The sequence below is a fragment of the Mucisphaera sp. genome (assembly GCF_965279675.1).
In the GTDB taxonomy this organism is placed as follows: Bacteria; Planctomycetota; Phycisphaerae; order Phycisphaerales; family Phycisphaeraceae; genus Mucisphaera.
Genome location: NZ_CBDIIJ010000002.1, coordinates 1,023,574 through 1,037,353 on the forward strand (window position 1 = coordinate 1,023,574; position 13,780 = coordinate 1,037,353).

The 13,780-nt window shown below is 63.8% G+C and carries 9 protein-coding genes; 5 read left to right on the forward strand and 4 right to left on the reverse strand.

The window, feature by feature from the left end; translation table 11 throughout:
* The first annotated feature begins 12 nt into the window (after positions 1–12).
* Positions 13–1,239 carry a glycosyltransferase gene (locus ACQZAB_RS04560; protein ID WP_428387479.1) on the forward strand — a complete coding sequence of 409 codons (1,227 nt, stop codon included), beginning with the start codon at positions 13–15 and terminating at the stop codon, positions 1,237–1,239.
* A gap of 9 nt (positions 1,240–1,248) precedes the next feature.
* Here ACQZAB_RS04560 and ACQZAB_RS04565 read toward each other — a convergent pair whose 3' ends face one another.
* Positions 1,249–2,799, reverse strand: coding sequence for a WcaF family extracellular polysaccharide biosynthesis acetyltransferase (locus tag ACQZAB_RS04565; protein WP_428387481.1), 1,551 nt, complete (start codon positions 2,797–2,799; stop codon positions 1,249–1,251).
* A gap of 152 nt (positions 2,800–2,951) precedes the next feature.
* Between ACQZAB_RS04565 and ACQZAB_RS04570 the strand changes: the two genes are divergently transcribed.
* A complete protein-coding gene (locus tag ACQZAB_RS04570; RefSeq protein ID WP_428387482.1) occupies positions 2,952–3,551 on the forward strand; it encodes a putative colanic acid biosynthesis acetyltransferase in 600 nt (199 codons plus the stop codon).
* 77 nt (positions 3,552–3,628) lie between these two features.
* Here ACQZAB_RS04570 and ACQZAB_RS04575 read toward each other — a convergent pair whose 3' ends face one another.
* Positions 3,629–3,967 carry a P-II family nitrogen regulator gene (locus tag ACQZAB_RS04575; protein WP_428387484.1) on the reverse strand — a complete coding sequence of 113 codons (339 nt, stop codon included), beginning with the start codon at positions 3,965–3,967 and terminating at the stop codon, positions 3,629–3,631.
* Between the two features lie 161 nt (positions 3,968–4,128).
* Positions 4,129–5,664 (reverse strand): ammonium transporter, encoded by a 1,536-nt coding sequence (locus ACQZAB_RS04580; RefSeq protein ID WP_428387486.1) that lies wholly within the window; start codon positions 5,662–5,664, stop codon positions 4,129–4,131.
* 864 nt (positions 5,665–6,528) lie between these two features.
* Here ACQZAB_RS04580 and ACQZAB_RS04585 point away from each other — a divergent pair.
* The 3 genes from ACQZAB_RS04585 (at position 6,529) to ACQZAB_RS04595 (ending at position 11,535) form a co-directional block, all read left to right on the forward strand.
* Entirely contained in the window at positions 6,529–9,351 is a 2,823-nt protein-coding gene (locus ACQZAB_RS04585; protein WP_428387488.1) for a hypothetical protein, read from the forward strand.
* A gap of 287 nt (positions 9,352–9,638) precedes the next feature.
* Positions 9,639–10,274 carry a hypothetical protein gene (locus ACQZAB_RS04590; RefSeq protein ID WP_428387490.1) on the forward strand — a complete coding sequence of 212 codons (636 nt, stop codon included), beginning with the start codon at positions 9,639–9,641 and terminating at the stop codon, positions 10,272–10,274.
* Between the two features lie 100 nt (positions 10,275–10,374).
* The gene (locus tag ACQZAB_RS04595) at positions 10,375–11,535 is read left to right on the forward strand and encodes a rhomboid family intramembrane serine protease (protein WP_428387492.1); all 1,161 of its coding nucleotides are present in this window, start codon (positions 10,375–10,377) and stop codon (positions 11,533–11,535) included.
* A 93-nt stretch (positions 11,536–11,628) separates the two neighbouring features.
* Here ACQZAB_RS04595 and ACQZAB_RS04600 read toward each other — a convergent pair whose 3' ends face one another.
* Positions 11,629–13,761: a hypothetical protein gene (locus ACQZAB_RS04600; protein ID WP_428387494.1), complete on the reverse strand. Its 2,133-nt coding sequence runs from the start codon at positions 13,759–13,761 to the stop codon at positions 11,629–11,631.
* Positions 13,762–13,780 lie beyond the last annotated feature (19 nt).

Below are 13,780 nucleotides of genomic sequence, written 5' to 3' on the forward strand. Positions count from 1 at the left end.
GAACCTGACGACTTGACGACCCGTCTCCTTACTTCAACCAACACATCCGCACGCTACCTTATCCATCGGTCAGCCGATACCTCCTCCATACCCATGCCAGATAACCCCACCATCCTGATCAACGGACTCTCCATCGGCGGCGGCGGCGGCCTCACCGTTGGCGTCGAACTCACCCGCGCCCTGGCACAAGCCCGCCCACGCTGGACCATCCGCCTCCTCCTCACCCAGAACCACCCCCTCCACGAAGAAGCCCGCGACCTCGTCTGGCCCCTCAACGCCTCCCTCATCTGGGCCGACGCCAACACCCGCAACCGACGCGCCCGCGACGCCTACGAAACCCTCAAACTCCCCAAACGCTGCAACGACATCCACGCCACCGCCCTCCTCCAACTCAACGGCATGCTCCCCCCCATCCACCTCGACCTCCCCGTCATCTGCCACCACCAGGACCCCTGGCCCTACCGACCCCAGGCATGGTTCAGCCTCAAACACCGCCTCATCGCCTTCCTCAAACGACGACGCCACCGCAAAGCCCTCTATAAAGCCGACCGCCTCACCTTCACCAGTCAGTACCTCCTCGACACCCTCACCCGACACCACCGACTCCCCGCCGACCAGATCGCCACCCGCTGCTCCGTGCTCTCCAATGGCCTGCCCGACAGCTTCTACCAACTGGCTGACAACCAAACCAACACCGAGCGCGCCGACGAGATCCTCACAGTCAGCAACGTCTCACCCTACAAACAACAGTGGCGCGTCATCGACGCCCTCGCCGAACTCACCCGTCGCGGCAACCAGACGACCAGCTACCGCATCATCGGCGCCGGCAGCCCCGCCGACCTCCAGGCCCTCAACGACCGCGCCGCCTCCCACGGCCTCACCGATCGCGTCCTCGTCGAAGGTCGCGCCGCCGCCGAACGCGTGACCTGGGCCTACCAACGCGCCAAAGCCTTCGCCCTCCACAGCCAGTGCGAGAGCTTCGGCATCCCCGCCATCGAAGCCATGGCCCACGCCGTACCCGTCGTCGTCGCCGACTGCTGCGCCCTGCCCGAAGTCACCGCCGACGCCGCCCTCCACGCAGACCCCGACTCCACCACCGCCCTCGCCGACGCCCTCGAAGAGATCCTCACCGTGCCCGAAACCGCCAAGCGACTCATCGCCAACGGCAAACAGCGCATCCACGCCTACCGCTGGTCCGACTCAGGCGAAAAACTCGCCCAGCTCATCGAAACCCTCTAAGCCCCGCCCCTACTGCAGGTCACGCTCCTTGATCGGCCGCGCCGGGTTCCCCACGCACACGCTCTGCTCGGGCATGTCCTTGTAAACACTCGAGCGCGCCCCCACCACACTCAAACGCCCGATCGTTACCCCCGGGCCGATGTACGCATCCGCTCCAACCCACACATCATCACGTATGTAAATAGGCGTCCGCAGCAAACGGAATGTCCGGTCCGTGTAGTCGTGCGTCCCCGCGCACAGGTGCGCATACTGACTCACGATCGATCGCTTGCCGATCCGGATCCGACCCAGGCTGTAAAGAATCGCGTAGTCCCCCACCGTCGCGTCATCCTCGATCTCCAGCATCCACGGCACCTCGATGTTCACCGAAGGCCGGATCGCCACATCCTTGCCGATCTTCGCCCCAAAGATCCGCAGGATCATCGACCGCAACCCGTACCAGTTGTGGAACGTCATCCGGAAGATCGGCTTGCCGATCACCATCCACACCGCACGCGCCAGCTTCTCACGGAACGACCACGGACTTGACTCCGGCTGCGTCTGTATCGCCGGACCGCGATGCGAGCCATCCTGACTCGGGTCAGGCGGCAGCTGACGAATCGTCCCCTCCACCGGGTCCGGGTCCTCGCCCGGTAACAGCATCGTCGGCGGCGCCGTCAGCGTGTCCCCCTCCGGCACCGCCAGCGTACTCCCCACCTCCTCCGCCACCACATGCGACGGATCGAAACCCGCCTGCTTCGCCTGCGTCATGATGTAACGGAACTTCAGCGCCACCATCCCGTCATACGTCGCGATCAGCTTGCAGAAATCAAACCCCGCCCGACCATCCAGAAACCCCAGCCGGAAAAAATACATGTAGATGAAACGCCACAGCCACGGAAAAGGCATCCGGTGCATGATGTTCCGCTTCAGCCAGCGACGACGACGCGTCTCCTTCGTCAGGTTCGCCTCATCCTTCGCCTGATGCGTCACATACTCATGAAACAGCTGCTGCGCCTCAAGCGTCGAATACCGGTTGTGCTTCGCAATGAAGTGCTCAAGCCCGCGCCGATCGTTGTGCAGCATCGGCTCGTCGATGTACCCCACCGGGTCCGCCACCACCATGTGCTCGTGAACCGCTCGATCCTCATAAAACGCCCGACCACGCTTCAGCAGACGCATGTTCCAACTCGGGTAGTACCCGCAGTGCCAGATCGGACGATCCAGAAAATACGTCACCCGGTTGATGAAAAAACCGTTCTCCGGAACACGATCAACAGGCGGACGCGTCACCTCCAGCATCCGATCCCGAAGCTTCTCCGTGATCACCTCGTCCGCATCCAGAATCAGCACCCACTCGCTCTCGAACGGCAGATTGTTCAGACCCCAGTTCTTCTGCTTCGCATACCCCTCCCAGTCGTGATGAACCACCTCCGCCCCCAGATCCCGCGCAATGTCCACCGTCCCGTCCGTCGACCCCGAATCCACCACGAACACCCGCTTCGCCCACCCACGCACCGAACCAATGCAATGCGGCAGATTCAACGCCTCATTGAACGTAATGATCATCACATCGATCATGAACCCATGCCTCGTCGTACGACTCGTAGCGGCCTCTGCAACACAACACCCCGGCCGCCGCGACAATCGCACAAGATCATACGCCAGCCCGACAACCACCACGCCCGCCCGTAACTAACTTCGGCCGCCTCAGTCACCCGATGAAGCCAACAATGACCGCTTCCGACCTCAAAAACGAACCGCCCCCCTTCCAGCGACTCGATCAGGCCGCCGGATACCCCTACACAACGTCCGAATATCTCGCCCGCACCCTCTGGAACCTCGTCCAGACCCTCCTGATCCGACCCAGCCCCGCCAGATGCTACGCCTGGCGACGCTTCTGGCTCCGCCGCTTCGGCGCCACCATCCCCGACACCTCCGGCACCCGGCCCTCCACCCGCGTCTTCCACCCCTGGCTCCTCACCCTCGGACAGCACACCCTCCTCGGCGACCGCGTCCGCGTCTACAACCTCGGGCCCATCACCCTCGGCGACCACACCGTCGTCTCCCAGGACACCCACCTCTGCGCCGGCACCCACGACCACACCCAGCCCAACCTCCCCCTCCTCCGGCCCCCCATCACCATCGGGTCAGGCGTCTGGATCGCCGCCGACGCCTTCATCGGACCCAACGTTACCATCCACAACAACGCCGTCATCGCCGCACGTGCCGTCGTCACCAAAGACGTCCCCGCCAACACCATCGCCGCAGGCAACCCCGCCCAGCCCATCAAGACCCGACCCATGAACCCAACCCCCGAACAGATCGCCTGATCCCCCAGACCTTGCGCACAAAAAAAGCGAGCCCTTGCGGGCCCGCTCCCATCACCCTTCTCCCGGAGTGACGTGTCCTACAAAGCGTCGTGATCCGTCTCACCCGTACGGATACGAACCACCTTGTCCAGATCGTAAACAAACACCTTGCCGTCACCGACGTTGCCGCTGCGCGCCGACGACGTGATCGCCTCCACAGCCTTCTCAAGGTCCTCGGCCTTCACCGCGACCTTCAACATCACCTTCGGCACAAAACCAACATCCATCCGGCCACCACGGTAACGCTCGGTGTGGCCCTTCTGCTTGCCAAAGCCCTTGCACTCCAACGCGGTCGCGCCGTAAATGCCCAACTCGGCAAGTTTCTTCGTGATCGCCCCCAACGCCGAGGGCTTGATCACTGATTCAATCATCTTCATCGTTGCATCTCCTGTCACGAAGCGGGCAAGCCTTCTTATGCTCAGGCATCAAGCCCACTAAAGGAATTCGGGTTCCAAACAAGCCTCCCTGACCTCCCGCTCGGGCACCAGCTCACCAAAGCGAACCAGCAACCCAATGCGGGGGGGCGGGGGATGGGGGGTTAGATTTCGCGGGCGTGATAGCTCTTGATGTAGGTGAACTGGAAGTCCGGGTAAGCCGACATGTCGTGCTCACCAAGGTCCAGACCCTCGATCTCTTCCGCCTCGCTCACACGCATACCGAAGATCGCGTTGAGGATGCCGAAGAAGATCAGAGCAACCACGAAGGCAAAGCCAACACCAGCGAAGGCACCGAGCGCCTGCACACCGAGGTTGCCGAAGTTGCCTTCAAACGCACCCGAGAACGCCACGGCACACGTGCCGTAGATACCGCACACGCCGTGCACGGAAATCGCACCCACGGGATCGTCGATCTTGAGCTTGTCGAAGAAGACGACGGAGAAGTAAACCAGCACACCGGGGATCATCCCGCAGATCACCAGGGCACCGATCCACGAGGGCACGTCCGGCCCAGCGGTGACACCCACCAGACCCGCGAGGATGCCGTTAAGCGTCATCGACAGATCCGGCTTGCCATTGATGATCCAGGTGATCGCCGCCGCAGCGATACCACCGCCACAGGCAGCGAAGGTCGTGGTCACGAGCACGTACGACACACCCGCCGGATCAGCCGTCAGCTCCGAGCCGCCGTTGAAGCCGAACCAGCCGAACCACAGCAGGAAGACACCGATGGTCGCCAGCGGCATGCTGTGACCCGGAATCGGCTGAACCGTGCCGTCCTTGGCGTACTTGCCCAAACGCGGGCCCAGAATCAACGCACCAGCCAGAGCGCCGGCACCACCAACAGCATGCACCAGCGTCGAGCCGGCGAAGTCAGCAAAGCCCGCCTCCTCAAGCCAGCCACCGCCCCACTTCCAGGAGCCGACCACGCAGTAGGCGAAGACCACGAACAGCGGGCAGAAGATCAGGAAGGGCAGCAGTTTGATACGGCCGGCCACCGCACCCGAGATGATGGTGCAGCAGGTCGCCGCGAACATCGCCTGGAAGAAGAAGTCCGTCCAGACCGTGTAGCCCGTGTTGTAAGCAGGCGTGATGCCCGCATAGTCCGTCGAGCTATAGATGCCCTCGCCACCGATACCGAAACCGAAGGCAAAGATGCCAGGAATCTGCCAGTCGCTCGGATACATAACGATCCAGCCACAGACCCCGTAAGCCACGATGCCCAACATCACGATCATCACATTTTTAAAGAGAATGTTGACCGTGTTCTTAGCACGCGTCAGGCCCGACTCGACCATCGCAAACCCGAGGTGCATGATGAAGACCAGACAGCCCGCGATCATGATCCACAGGTTGTTGGTCTTGAAATCGTTGAGATTGAAGAGAACGGGTGCCGGATTGCCGTCATCGTCCTCGCCTACCACGTACTCGTACTCATCAGCGATCACAGGCGGTATGGCAGCATTCAACGCCGCCACCTCAGCCTCAACAGCAGCCGTATCAACAGACTCGGCCGCTTCGGAGGCAGCCTCCATGACAGCCGCTGCTTCATCCTGAGCCCAGACGCCCTGGGTCAAACCCAGCGTCAGCGTCACGGCCAGGAGCGGGATCAGCCATCCCCTGATGCGTTCCAACATTCGTGATCTCCTACAAAAAGGGGTCGAAAGATGCGCCGTCCTAGCGCGAGAGTGTCCTAATCTCAAGGCAACATACTGAGTGAATGCCTAGTTTGCAATCGCTATTTTTTCAGAACGCTTAGAAGCTAGGCGTTTAATGCCCCGCAAAGAGGGCCGGATACCGACGTTTTCCGCGATTACTCGCCGGAATGGGCCTGAAACAGCCTATTTTCGCAGCCCCACGAACCCTCCACCTAACGCCTCGGACAGCCATAAAGGCCTCACCCAAGGCATCCAGCCCCGCTCCGCGGTGACAACATGGCGGGCCGGCCACGGGTGACCGGGAGAAAAAAAGCGGGCACCCGACAAGGGTGCCCGCTCATCGCCCCCCAGGAACGCCCTGGGGGTGGCCTGCGTCCAATTTCAGTGGCTCGTCCGGCGAAGCCGCCTCATCGAGCCGCCGTCTTGGCTTCTTGCCACGACGACGCCTCACACAGTGCGAATCCCGGACCACTCGACCACCCAACCCACAAAATAATCCGCCAAGGTGCACGCAAAACGCCGTTAATCCCTGAAAAACAAGCACCTAGGCGAAACGACTTTTTCGCTCACAAAGCCAATGTGAATCAGGGATCATCCCTAATCCCCAAGGCAGAACGATTACTTATTGTGCACTCTGGAGAGTGATGCACAAATGATGTGCAGGCCATCGCAGATAGGCCGAGTCAGTTTTCGCGTAGATCAGGAGGACGAACCCGACGTGCGTGAAACGCCGTCATCCGTCAGAATGTCTACAGATGGGCCCGGATGTGTGCCCGGGTCGCAGTTCAGCTCGAATCGCCACGCCGACGCGTTGACCGCGTGACGCCATCAAGAGGTTTAGACGTGATCCATCGCTTCTCAGGGGCCCCCCGCACCGGGCTACGCAACCGCCGATTGCATCATCCACTCACCGCCGCGTGCCTCTGGCTGCTGGCTCTGGCCACGGCCCCGCTGGCGTCGGCCCAGACAGGCACCGCCGAACCGGTGCTCACGCTCGACTGGCGCGGGTTGCTCGAAGCGCCCGGCGTGCTCGAGCCTTCGATCGATGACCCGGTCTGGTCACTCGAGCCGCGGCCCGGCAGGCAGCAGGTCATGATCCCGCTGACGGTCACCGCGGGAACCGACCCTGCGGGCGAGCCGGTCGAGCTGCGGACGCCGGAAATGGGCCTGCGGAGCGCGCAGTTCCTGGGCTGGTACATCCCGCCGGCTGACTTATCTCAAGACGGGTCTGTTAGTGACACCGGTCGGCAGGCGGGCGGTATCGGCGGGCTTGGCGGTCTCGGGGCCGTGGGCGGCCTGGGTGGCGGGCCGGCTGGCGGGTTCGGCGCGACCAACGCCGGGCTGACCGGTGCCGGGGCTTCGGACGCTGAAGCCAGCCAGAGCCCTCGTCTGGCCAAGTCGATCACCCTTGATCCGTCGGGCAGGGTGACCTGGGGCATGGATCGGGTGATCGTGGGCGCGGCCATCGGATCGGGTGGAGCCGGGGGCAATCCTTACATCCTCAAGCTCGACCCGGCGGCAATGCGTGAGCTGCGGCCGACCCCGCCCGACCGCAGCCGGGGCAACACGGACCGGAACGCGCAACGGGAAGCGCTGGCGACGTTCCGGGCGGCGAACGCCGAGTACAACGAGCTGCGGAAGCAGGTCCGGGACCTGCCGGAGACGTTCGAGGCGACGCCCGAGCGCGTCTGGGCCGTCTACAGCCTGAGTGAGCGGGAAGACACCCTTGAATTCACCAACCCGCTTGGCGGGGGTGAGGCGTCGACCTGGACGCTGACCATCGCCGACCTGGCCGAGCTGCGAAGCCGTGTTGGGGCGAGTCGAGGCGGTGGCGGGCAGGAGCCGGCGGATGGCAACCTCGGGGCGCGGCTGGCGATGAGCGGGCATCCGCTTGGCCTGCGCGTCTTTGCGCTGGCCGAGGTTCAACGGGGAGCGCTGGCGAATCTGGACGAGAGCAACGTCATGATGCAGCGCGGGGTTGAGCAGCTCTTAAATAGTCCGGATGAACCGACACGGGCGATCATCGTGCAGGCGCTGGCTGACAAGGAAGTCATTGGCCCGGCGTCGATGCGGCTGCTGGAGCAGGCGTCGCACGACCCTGCGGCCGACATCCGGCTGATCGCGATGACCGGTCTGCTGCGTGGCGATGCGGGCGATGAACGGCTGGCGACGGCGATCGCGGACATTCTCCGGAGCGGTGAGATCCCGGCGACAGAGGTGCTTGAGCGCGTGGCGGCGCAGGCGGACCCGGTGTTGTCGGGTCAGGCGCGCACGCGTGGTGATGATGAGACCGACCCGGTGGCGGCCTGGACGACGCTGGTCGATGGGCTGCCGATCGTCGAGGTCGCGATGCGTGATGAGGCGGTGGTCTCGCAGGTGATTGCGTTGTCTTCGACGAGTCCCGCGGCGCGGCGCTGGCTGGAGCGGGGCCTGTTGTTGTCGGACGATCCTGTGTTGCTTGACCGGGTGTTTGCGGGTCTGGCGTCGTGGCCGGAGGATCGCGAGCGGCTGGTGCTGGAGGATGTCACGCATCCGTTGATCGAGCGGCTGGCGGTGTCGCCTAGCGACGAGGCGTGGGCCGGGCTGTGGGCCTACCGGCCCAACGGCGAATCGAACCGGTCGGGCGGAAGAGCGGGGCAGCCGGTCGGCGTGATGGGCGGGCTTGGTGGCGGTATCGGCGGAGGTATCGCTGCGACTCAGACTACGGATCCGGAGACGGCGATGGATCGCGTGATCCGGCTGGCGGTGGCGGAGGACCCGACGCCCGGGGCGGCGGTGGCGTTCATCGAGCGGGCCGGGAGGGAGGAAGCGGTCGGTCGGGGTCGGCTGATCCTGGCGGGCCTGGGTCGCGGGGAGGCGGCGACGCTGGCGGGCCAGCGGCTGCTGGCGAGTGACGTGTCGCTTGGCTCGGTGCTGAACGAGCTCCCTGCCGAGCGGCGAGGCGTGCTGGTGTCGGGGTGGTACGCCTCGCTGGGGCTGGAAGCGCCGGCGGCGGTGATGCTGCTGTCGGGTGAATCGAGCGGACGGGGCGGGGGCGATCTGCAGCGGTGGTTCGTGGAGCGTGTCGATGCCGGGGTGCTGCCTGATGGGGCGGCGTGGTCGGCGGCGTTTACCTCGGATGAGCCGTTGCTGGCTTATACGGTGAGCGAGAACCCGGACGTGGCGGAGGCGGCCTGGGTGACTTTGGTCGAGCGGTTCGGTGGCGATGTGTCGCTGGGCGAGCAGCTCACGGATGAAGCGGCGGCAGAGGGCATCACGGAGGTTCGTGCGGCGACGGTGTTCTGGGAGCGGACGCGGGCGCGTCTGAACGCGGAGCAGATCGCGGAGCAGAGCGGGTCGTATCGGCTGGAGGTGGAGCGGATCGGGCGTGACCTGTCGGAGAGCCAGATTGCGCAGCTGGGTCTGATCGAGTTGTACGAGCAGAGCGGGCGGCTGCGGGTGCGTGGCGACGGGCTGAGCATCGAGCCGGGTGAGGCGTCGATGACGATTGTTCTGCGGAACCCGAACGCGTTGGAGACGATGGCACCGGATGGCCCGACGGTGCTGGCGGGTGTGGACTGGCCGCGGACTCTGCTGCTGGAGAGCCGTGAGGGCGGGGTCTGGGAGGGGACGGAGCGGACGGGCGGGACGACGATCCGGGTGGTGTTAACACCTGTGGGGGAGTGAGTTAGGGGAACTGGCCCATTGGGGTATCGGCAAAGGGTCTGGTTCTGTGGGCACGCGACGTGCCCAGAGCCACCCATGTTTTATGGTGCCTCAGTACGGGATTAAGCTGGGTACACGCGACGACCGCGCTTCGGGCTCCGGACGAATGGTGAGGTTTGGGCTGTGAAGTTGGGGTAGGGGTTGTCCTTAGGGTGGCTTTTGTGGGTGGAAGTCTTAGGATGTAAGTCCTGCCTACTGGAGTGGTGACGCAGATGTACGTCGTTCGCTGCCCACATTGTGGACATGATTTGTCGCTGGCCTTCCTGCGGTTGGGTGCTGCGCGTCGTTGTCCTGCGTGCGAGAAGACGTCTCGGATTCAGTTGGGGCACGTGGTTGAGAAGCCGGATGGAGTGACGTTGACGGGTGACGAGACGCCGGCGCGGGTGCAGGTGGCGGATGCGGCTGAGCCGGAGGTGGAAGCGGCGGAGACGGCCGTGGCATCGGGCGGCAAGAAGCGGCGCGGGCTGTTGAGCTATCTGGGGCTGTGTGTGGGTCTGACGTTGGTGGTGGGTGGGATTCTCTGGGTGACGCCCGGGGATGGCATGGATGATCTGTTGGTGGTGGGTTCGATGCCTGCGAGCGGGCCGTTGGCGGCGGGGACTTCGTGGACGGTATCGACGCTGGAGGTGCGCTCGACCGAGCATGGCGGCGAGGTGATGCTGCTGATTCCGGAGCTGGCTCGGGGCGGGTTGTCGGGGGAGGTGGTGATGCGTTTGCGTCCGGCGGCTGACGATGAGGCGGTGGCTGGCAAGTCGCTTGAGGACGAAGCTTATGGCTGGGAGGCTCGGGTTCCGGGCTCTGCGGAGGGTGTGGTGGGTGTGTCGGTGGCGGGTGACGAGGGCGCCTGGTGGACGGTGACGGTGGTGGATCTGCTCGAGCCGTGATGTGGGTTGGTGTGGTGGGTGGGTTGTGATCGGCTATGCTCGGGGGACTTTCGCTGGCGTGTGACGGCGTTGGTTGTGTATTGTTGAGGCCGGGCTGCTTATGTTGTTACCGCTAAAGACTGATCGCCCGCAGCGTCGGACGCCTTACGTGAACTACGGGCTGATCGGTCTGTCCGTGCTGGCGTTTATTTTTACGCCCGGGGTTCGTGCGGCGTTGGGGACGGAGCCGTACCGGCAGGCGGCGCAGTTTTTTCTGTGGCCGGGTGCGGAGACGGTGTGGCAGTTCATCACGTATCAGTTTCTGCACGCGGACTGGGTGCACCTGACGGGGAACATGGTGTTTTTGTATGTGTTCGGGAACGCGGTGGAGGATCGGTTGGGGAAGGTGGCTTATCTGTTTTTCTACCTGGCGGGCGGCGTGGTGGCGGGGCTTGGGCATGTGCTGACGGATACGTCGCCGGTGTTGGGGGCGAGTGGTTCGGTGGCGGCGGTGACCGGGGCTTATCTGGCGCTTTTCCCGCAGAGTGTGGTGACGATTCTTTATGTGCTGGTGATCATCGGGACGTTTGAGGTGTCGGGGATGGCGCTGATTCTGTTTCGGGTGGCGCAGGATCTGTTGTTCTATTGGATGGGGATCGGGCGGGTGGCGTACATGGCGCATCTGGCGGGTTATGGGTTTGGTTTCGCGGTGAGCATGGGGTTGCTGTTGACGGGTCTGCTTAAGCGCGAGCCTTACGACCTGCTTTCGCTGATTGCTCATCGTCGTCGGAAGGCAGAGTTTTCGCGGATGTCGAAGCGGGGCTACAAGCCGTGGGAGGGCATTGAGGCTCAGGGGGGTGTGACAAAGGCGGATGAACCGTTGAGTGAAGCGCAGCAGCGGGTGGCGGCGGTGCGGAAGCAGATTGGCGAGGCGATGGGCAAGGGGGAGCTGAGTCGGGCGGCGGTGTTGTATACGGATCTGCTGACGATCGATGAGAAGCAGGCGCTGGCTGTGGATGCTCAACTGGATGTGGCGAATCAGTTGATGAGTGATCAGCGCCATGACGCGGCGGCGCGGGCGTATGAGAACTTTTTGTCGGTGTATCCGACGTATCACGAGCGGGCGCAGGTGCAGCTGATTCTGGGGCTGCTTTATGTGCGTTATCTGGATCGGCCGCAGCGTGGGCGGGAGTTGCTGGCTTCGGCGGAGCCGCGGTTGTCGGGGGATGAGCGCGAGCTGGCGAAGCGGGTGATGGGGGAGATTGATTCGGAGGAAGGTTGAGGCGGCTGTTGCTTTGAGCTTGCTTCTGGGTGCTTGTCCCGAAGCTCGCGCGTCGGGCTCGTGATGGTTGTCGTGGAGGTTGCTGGGGTGGGTTTACTGGCGTTGGATGGTTGAGGGGCGGTTGGGTTGGTTCTGGTCGAGGTCGGCGGTTTCGGGTGGGACGAAGCCGGGGGGTGCGGGGAAGGCGCGGGCGAAGTCGATGCCCTGTTGGGCGGCGTGTTCCTGGAGGACGGACTGGAAGCCGGCGTAGGTTGCTTCCCGGAGTTGGACGGGGGTGTTGGCGTAAGCGCGGGCGCGGTAGATGATGGGGACCGAGGCGTTGCGCATGAAGGCTTCGTAGGACTTGGTGAGCATGACGTTGAAGGGTTCGAGCTGGAGTCGCTGACGGGGGGCGTTGGGGATCTGGTAGTCGCGTTCCTGCTGGTACCAGCCGTGCATGGTCTGGGCGATCTCGACGGAGCGGGCGAAGATGTCGGGGCGTGATCGGGCGAGGCCCTGGTTGAGGCCGCGTGCGATTTGGGCGTCGATGAAGGGGACGACGGTTTGGCGCTGGTCTTTGTCGAGCCAGAGCTGGAGCATGACGAATTCTTCGAGGGCGAGGGTGTAGCGGCCGTCCATGTGGTTGTCGCTGAATTCGCTGCGTGCTTTTTGGTAGTAGTTCTGGGCCTGGTCGACGTCGCCATAGAGGTAGGAGTAGACGATGGCTTTGTGGAGGAAGTTCTCGTAGCCGGAGGCGAACTGGCTGATGACGCCTTCGCGGTCGAGGTCGACTTCGCCTGAGCGTTCGGAGCCTTCGTAGACGGCGAGTTCGTAGGGTTCGATGAAGCGTGGGTCGGGGAGTTGGTCGACGGTGCCTGCGAAGGGGTCGTAGGTGACGCGGCCGGAGAACATGAGGACCTGGAGGCCGTGGATGACCTGGCGGTCGGTGTTGAGGATGTCGTAGCGGTCCTGATCGAAGACGACGCGGGTGCGTTCGATGCCGAGGGCGGCCCAGTAGATGGCGTGGGCGGCGGGGTGTCGCCAGTCGAGGGGCCCGTACTTTTCGAGGAGGAAGAGCATGAACTGTGGGTCCATGCGGTACTCGTTGACGAGGGCCTGGGCTCGGAGGTAGGGGACGAGGGCGCGGAGTCCGGGGACGAAGTTGTTGTCGAGCATGAAGCCGAGGGCGACCTGGCGTTCGGGGGAGAGCTGTCCCTGGTTGGCGAGATCGACGAGGGCCTGGGCGGAGTAGTACTGGGTGAAGATGAGGTTGACGCCGACGGCGCGGAGGAAGTTGGTGTCGGGTTCGATGTTGTTCTGCGCGAGGATGTCGAGTAGGGGGATGACCTCGGGGCTGTCTTCGGCGAGCATCTCCAGGGGGTCGCGGGTGGAGCGGACGATCTGTTCTTCGGCGAGTTCGAGGACGCGGTCGAACTGGTCGTCCTGTTCGCGGGCGATGGAGAGGATGTCGGTGCGGACGCGTTGGAGTCGGTCGCGGAGGCGGACGGCTCCGATGTCGAGGAGGTCGTCGATGGTGTCTTTGAGTTCGGGGTGATCGTTGGCGAAGCCTTCGAGGATCATGCGGGCTTCGTGGGGGGGTCGGTTGAAGACGAGGTAGCGGTCGGCGGCCTGGGCGATGGGTCGGATGCGGTTGGCGGCTTCTTCGGCGGTGGCGCCTTCGGTGGGTGCGCCGAGGACTTCCTGCCATTCGCGGGCCCACTGGAGTTTGTAGTACCAGTTCATGTCATCCGAGAACTGGCCCATCTTGTGGAAGAGGATCCAGGCGAGTTCGCGGTAGAGGCGGATGGCGGTGGGGTTGTTGGGGATGCCTTTTTCACGGAGGAGTCGGATGCCTTTGGAGACCCAGTCCCATCGTTCCTCGGGGGTTTTGGTGATGACGGAGATGTTGTAGGCCATGTTCCAGGCCTGGAAGGACCAGACCTGTGGGAAGCGTGGCTGGAGGGTGGTGATGACGCGGGCGAGCTGGTTGGCTTCGTAGAGCTCGCCGTCTCGTTTCATCATCTCGATGCGGTACCAGGCCCAGTTGGCGAGGATGCCGCGGAAGGAGCCGAGTCCGGCTGCGAGGAGGGTGTAGGTGGCGGGGATGTCGTCGCCGGTTTCGATGTCGTAGGTGAGGTGGAGGTCGAGTCGTTGGCGGTTGATTGAGGGGGTGATCATGGTCGCGCCGGCGAGGAGTGCGGCGGCGGTGATCAGGCTGATGAGCTGGATGGTGCGGGTGTTACGCATGGTGGTCAGATGGAGGGTT

Bases quoted from the DNA above. Each gene is read 5' to 3' on its own strand.
- ACQZAB_RS04570 (WP_428387482.1), top strand. From the start codon at position 2,952: ATGACCGCTTCCGACCTCAAAAACGAACCGCCCCCCTTCCAGCGACTC.
- ACQZAB_RS04580 (WP_428387486.1), bottom strand. From the start codon at position 5,664: ATGTTGGAACGCATCAGGGGATGGCTGATCCCGCTCCTGGCCGTGACG.
- ACQZAB_RS04600 (WP_428387494.1), bottom strand. From the start codon at position 13,761: ATGCGTAACACCCGCACCATCCAGCTCATCAGCCTGATCACCGCCGCC.
- ACQZAB_RS04595 (WP_428387492.1), top strand. From the start codon at position 10,375: ATGTTGTTACCGCTAAAGACTGATCGCCCGCAGCGTCGGACGCCTTAC.
- ACQZAB_RS04575 (WP_428387484.1), bottom strand. From the start codon at position 3,967: ATGAAGATGATTGAATCAGTGATCAAGCCCTCGGCGTTGGGGGCGATC.
- ACQZAB_RS04565 (WP_428387481.1), bottom strand. From the start codon at position 2,799: ATGATCGATGTGATGATCATTACGTTCAATGAGGCGTTGAATCTGCCG.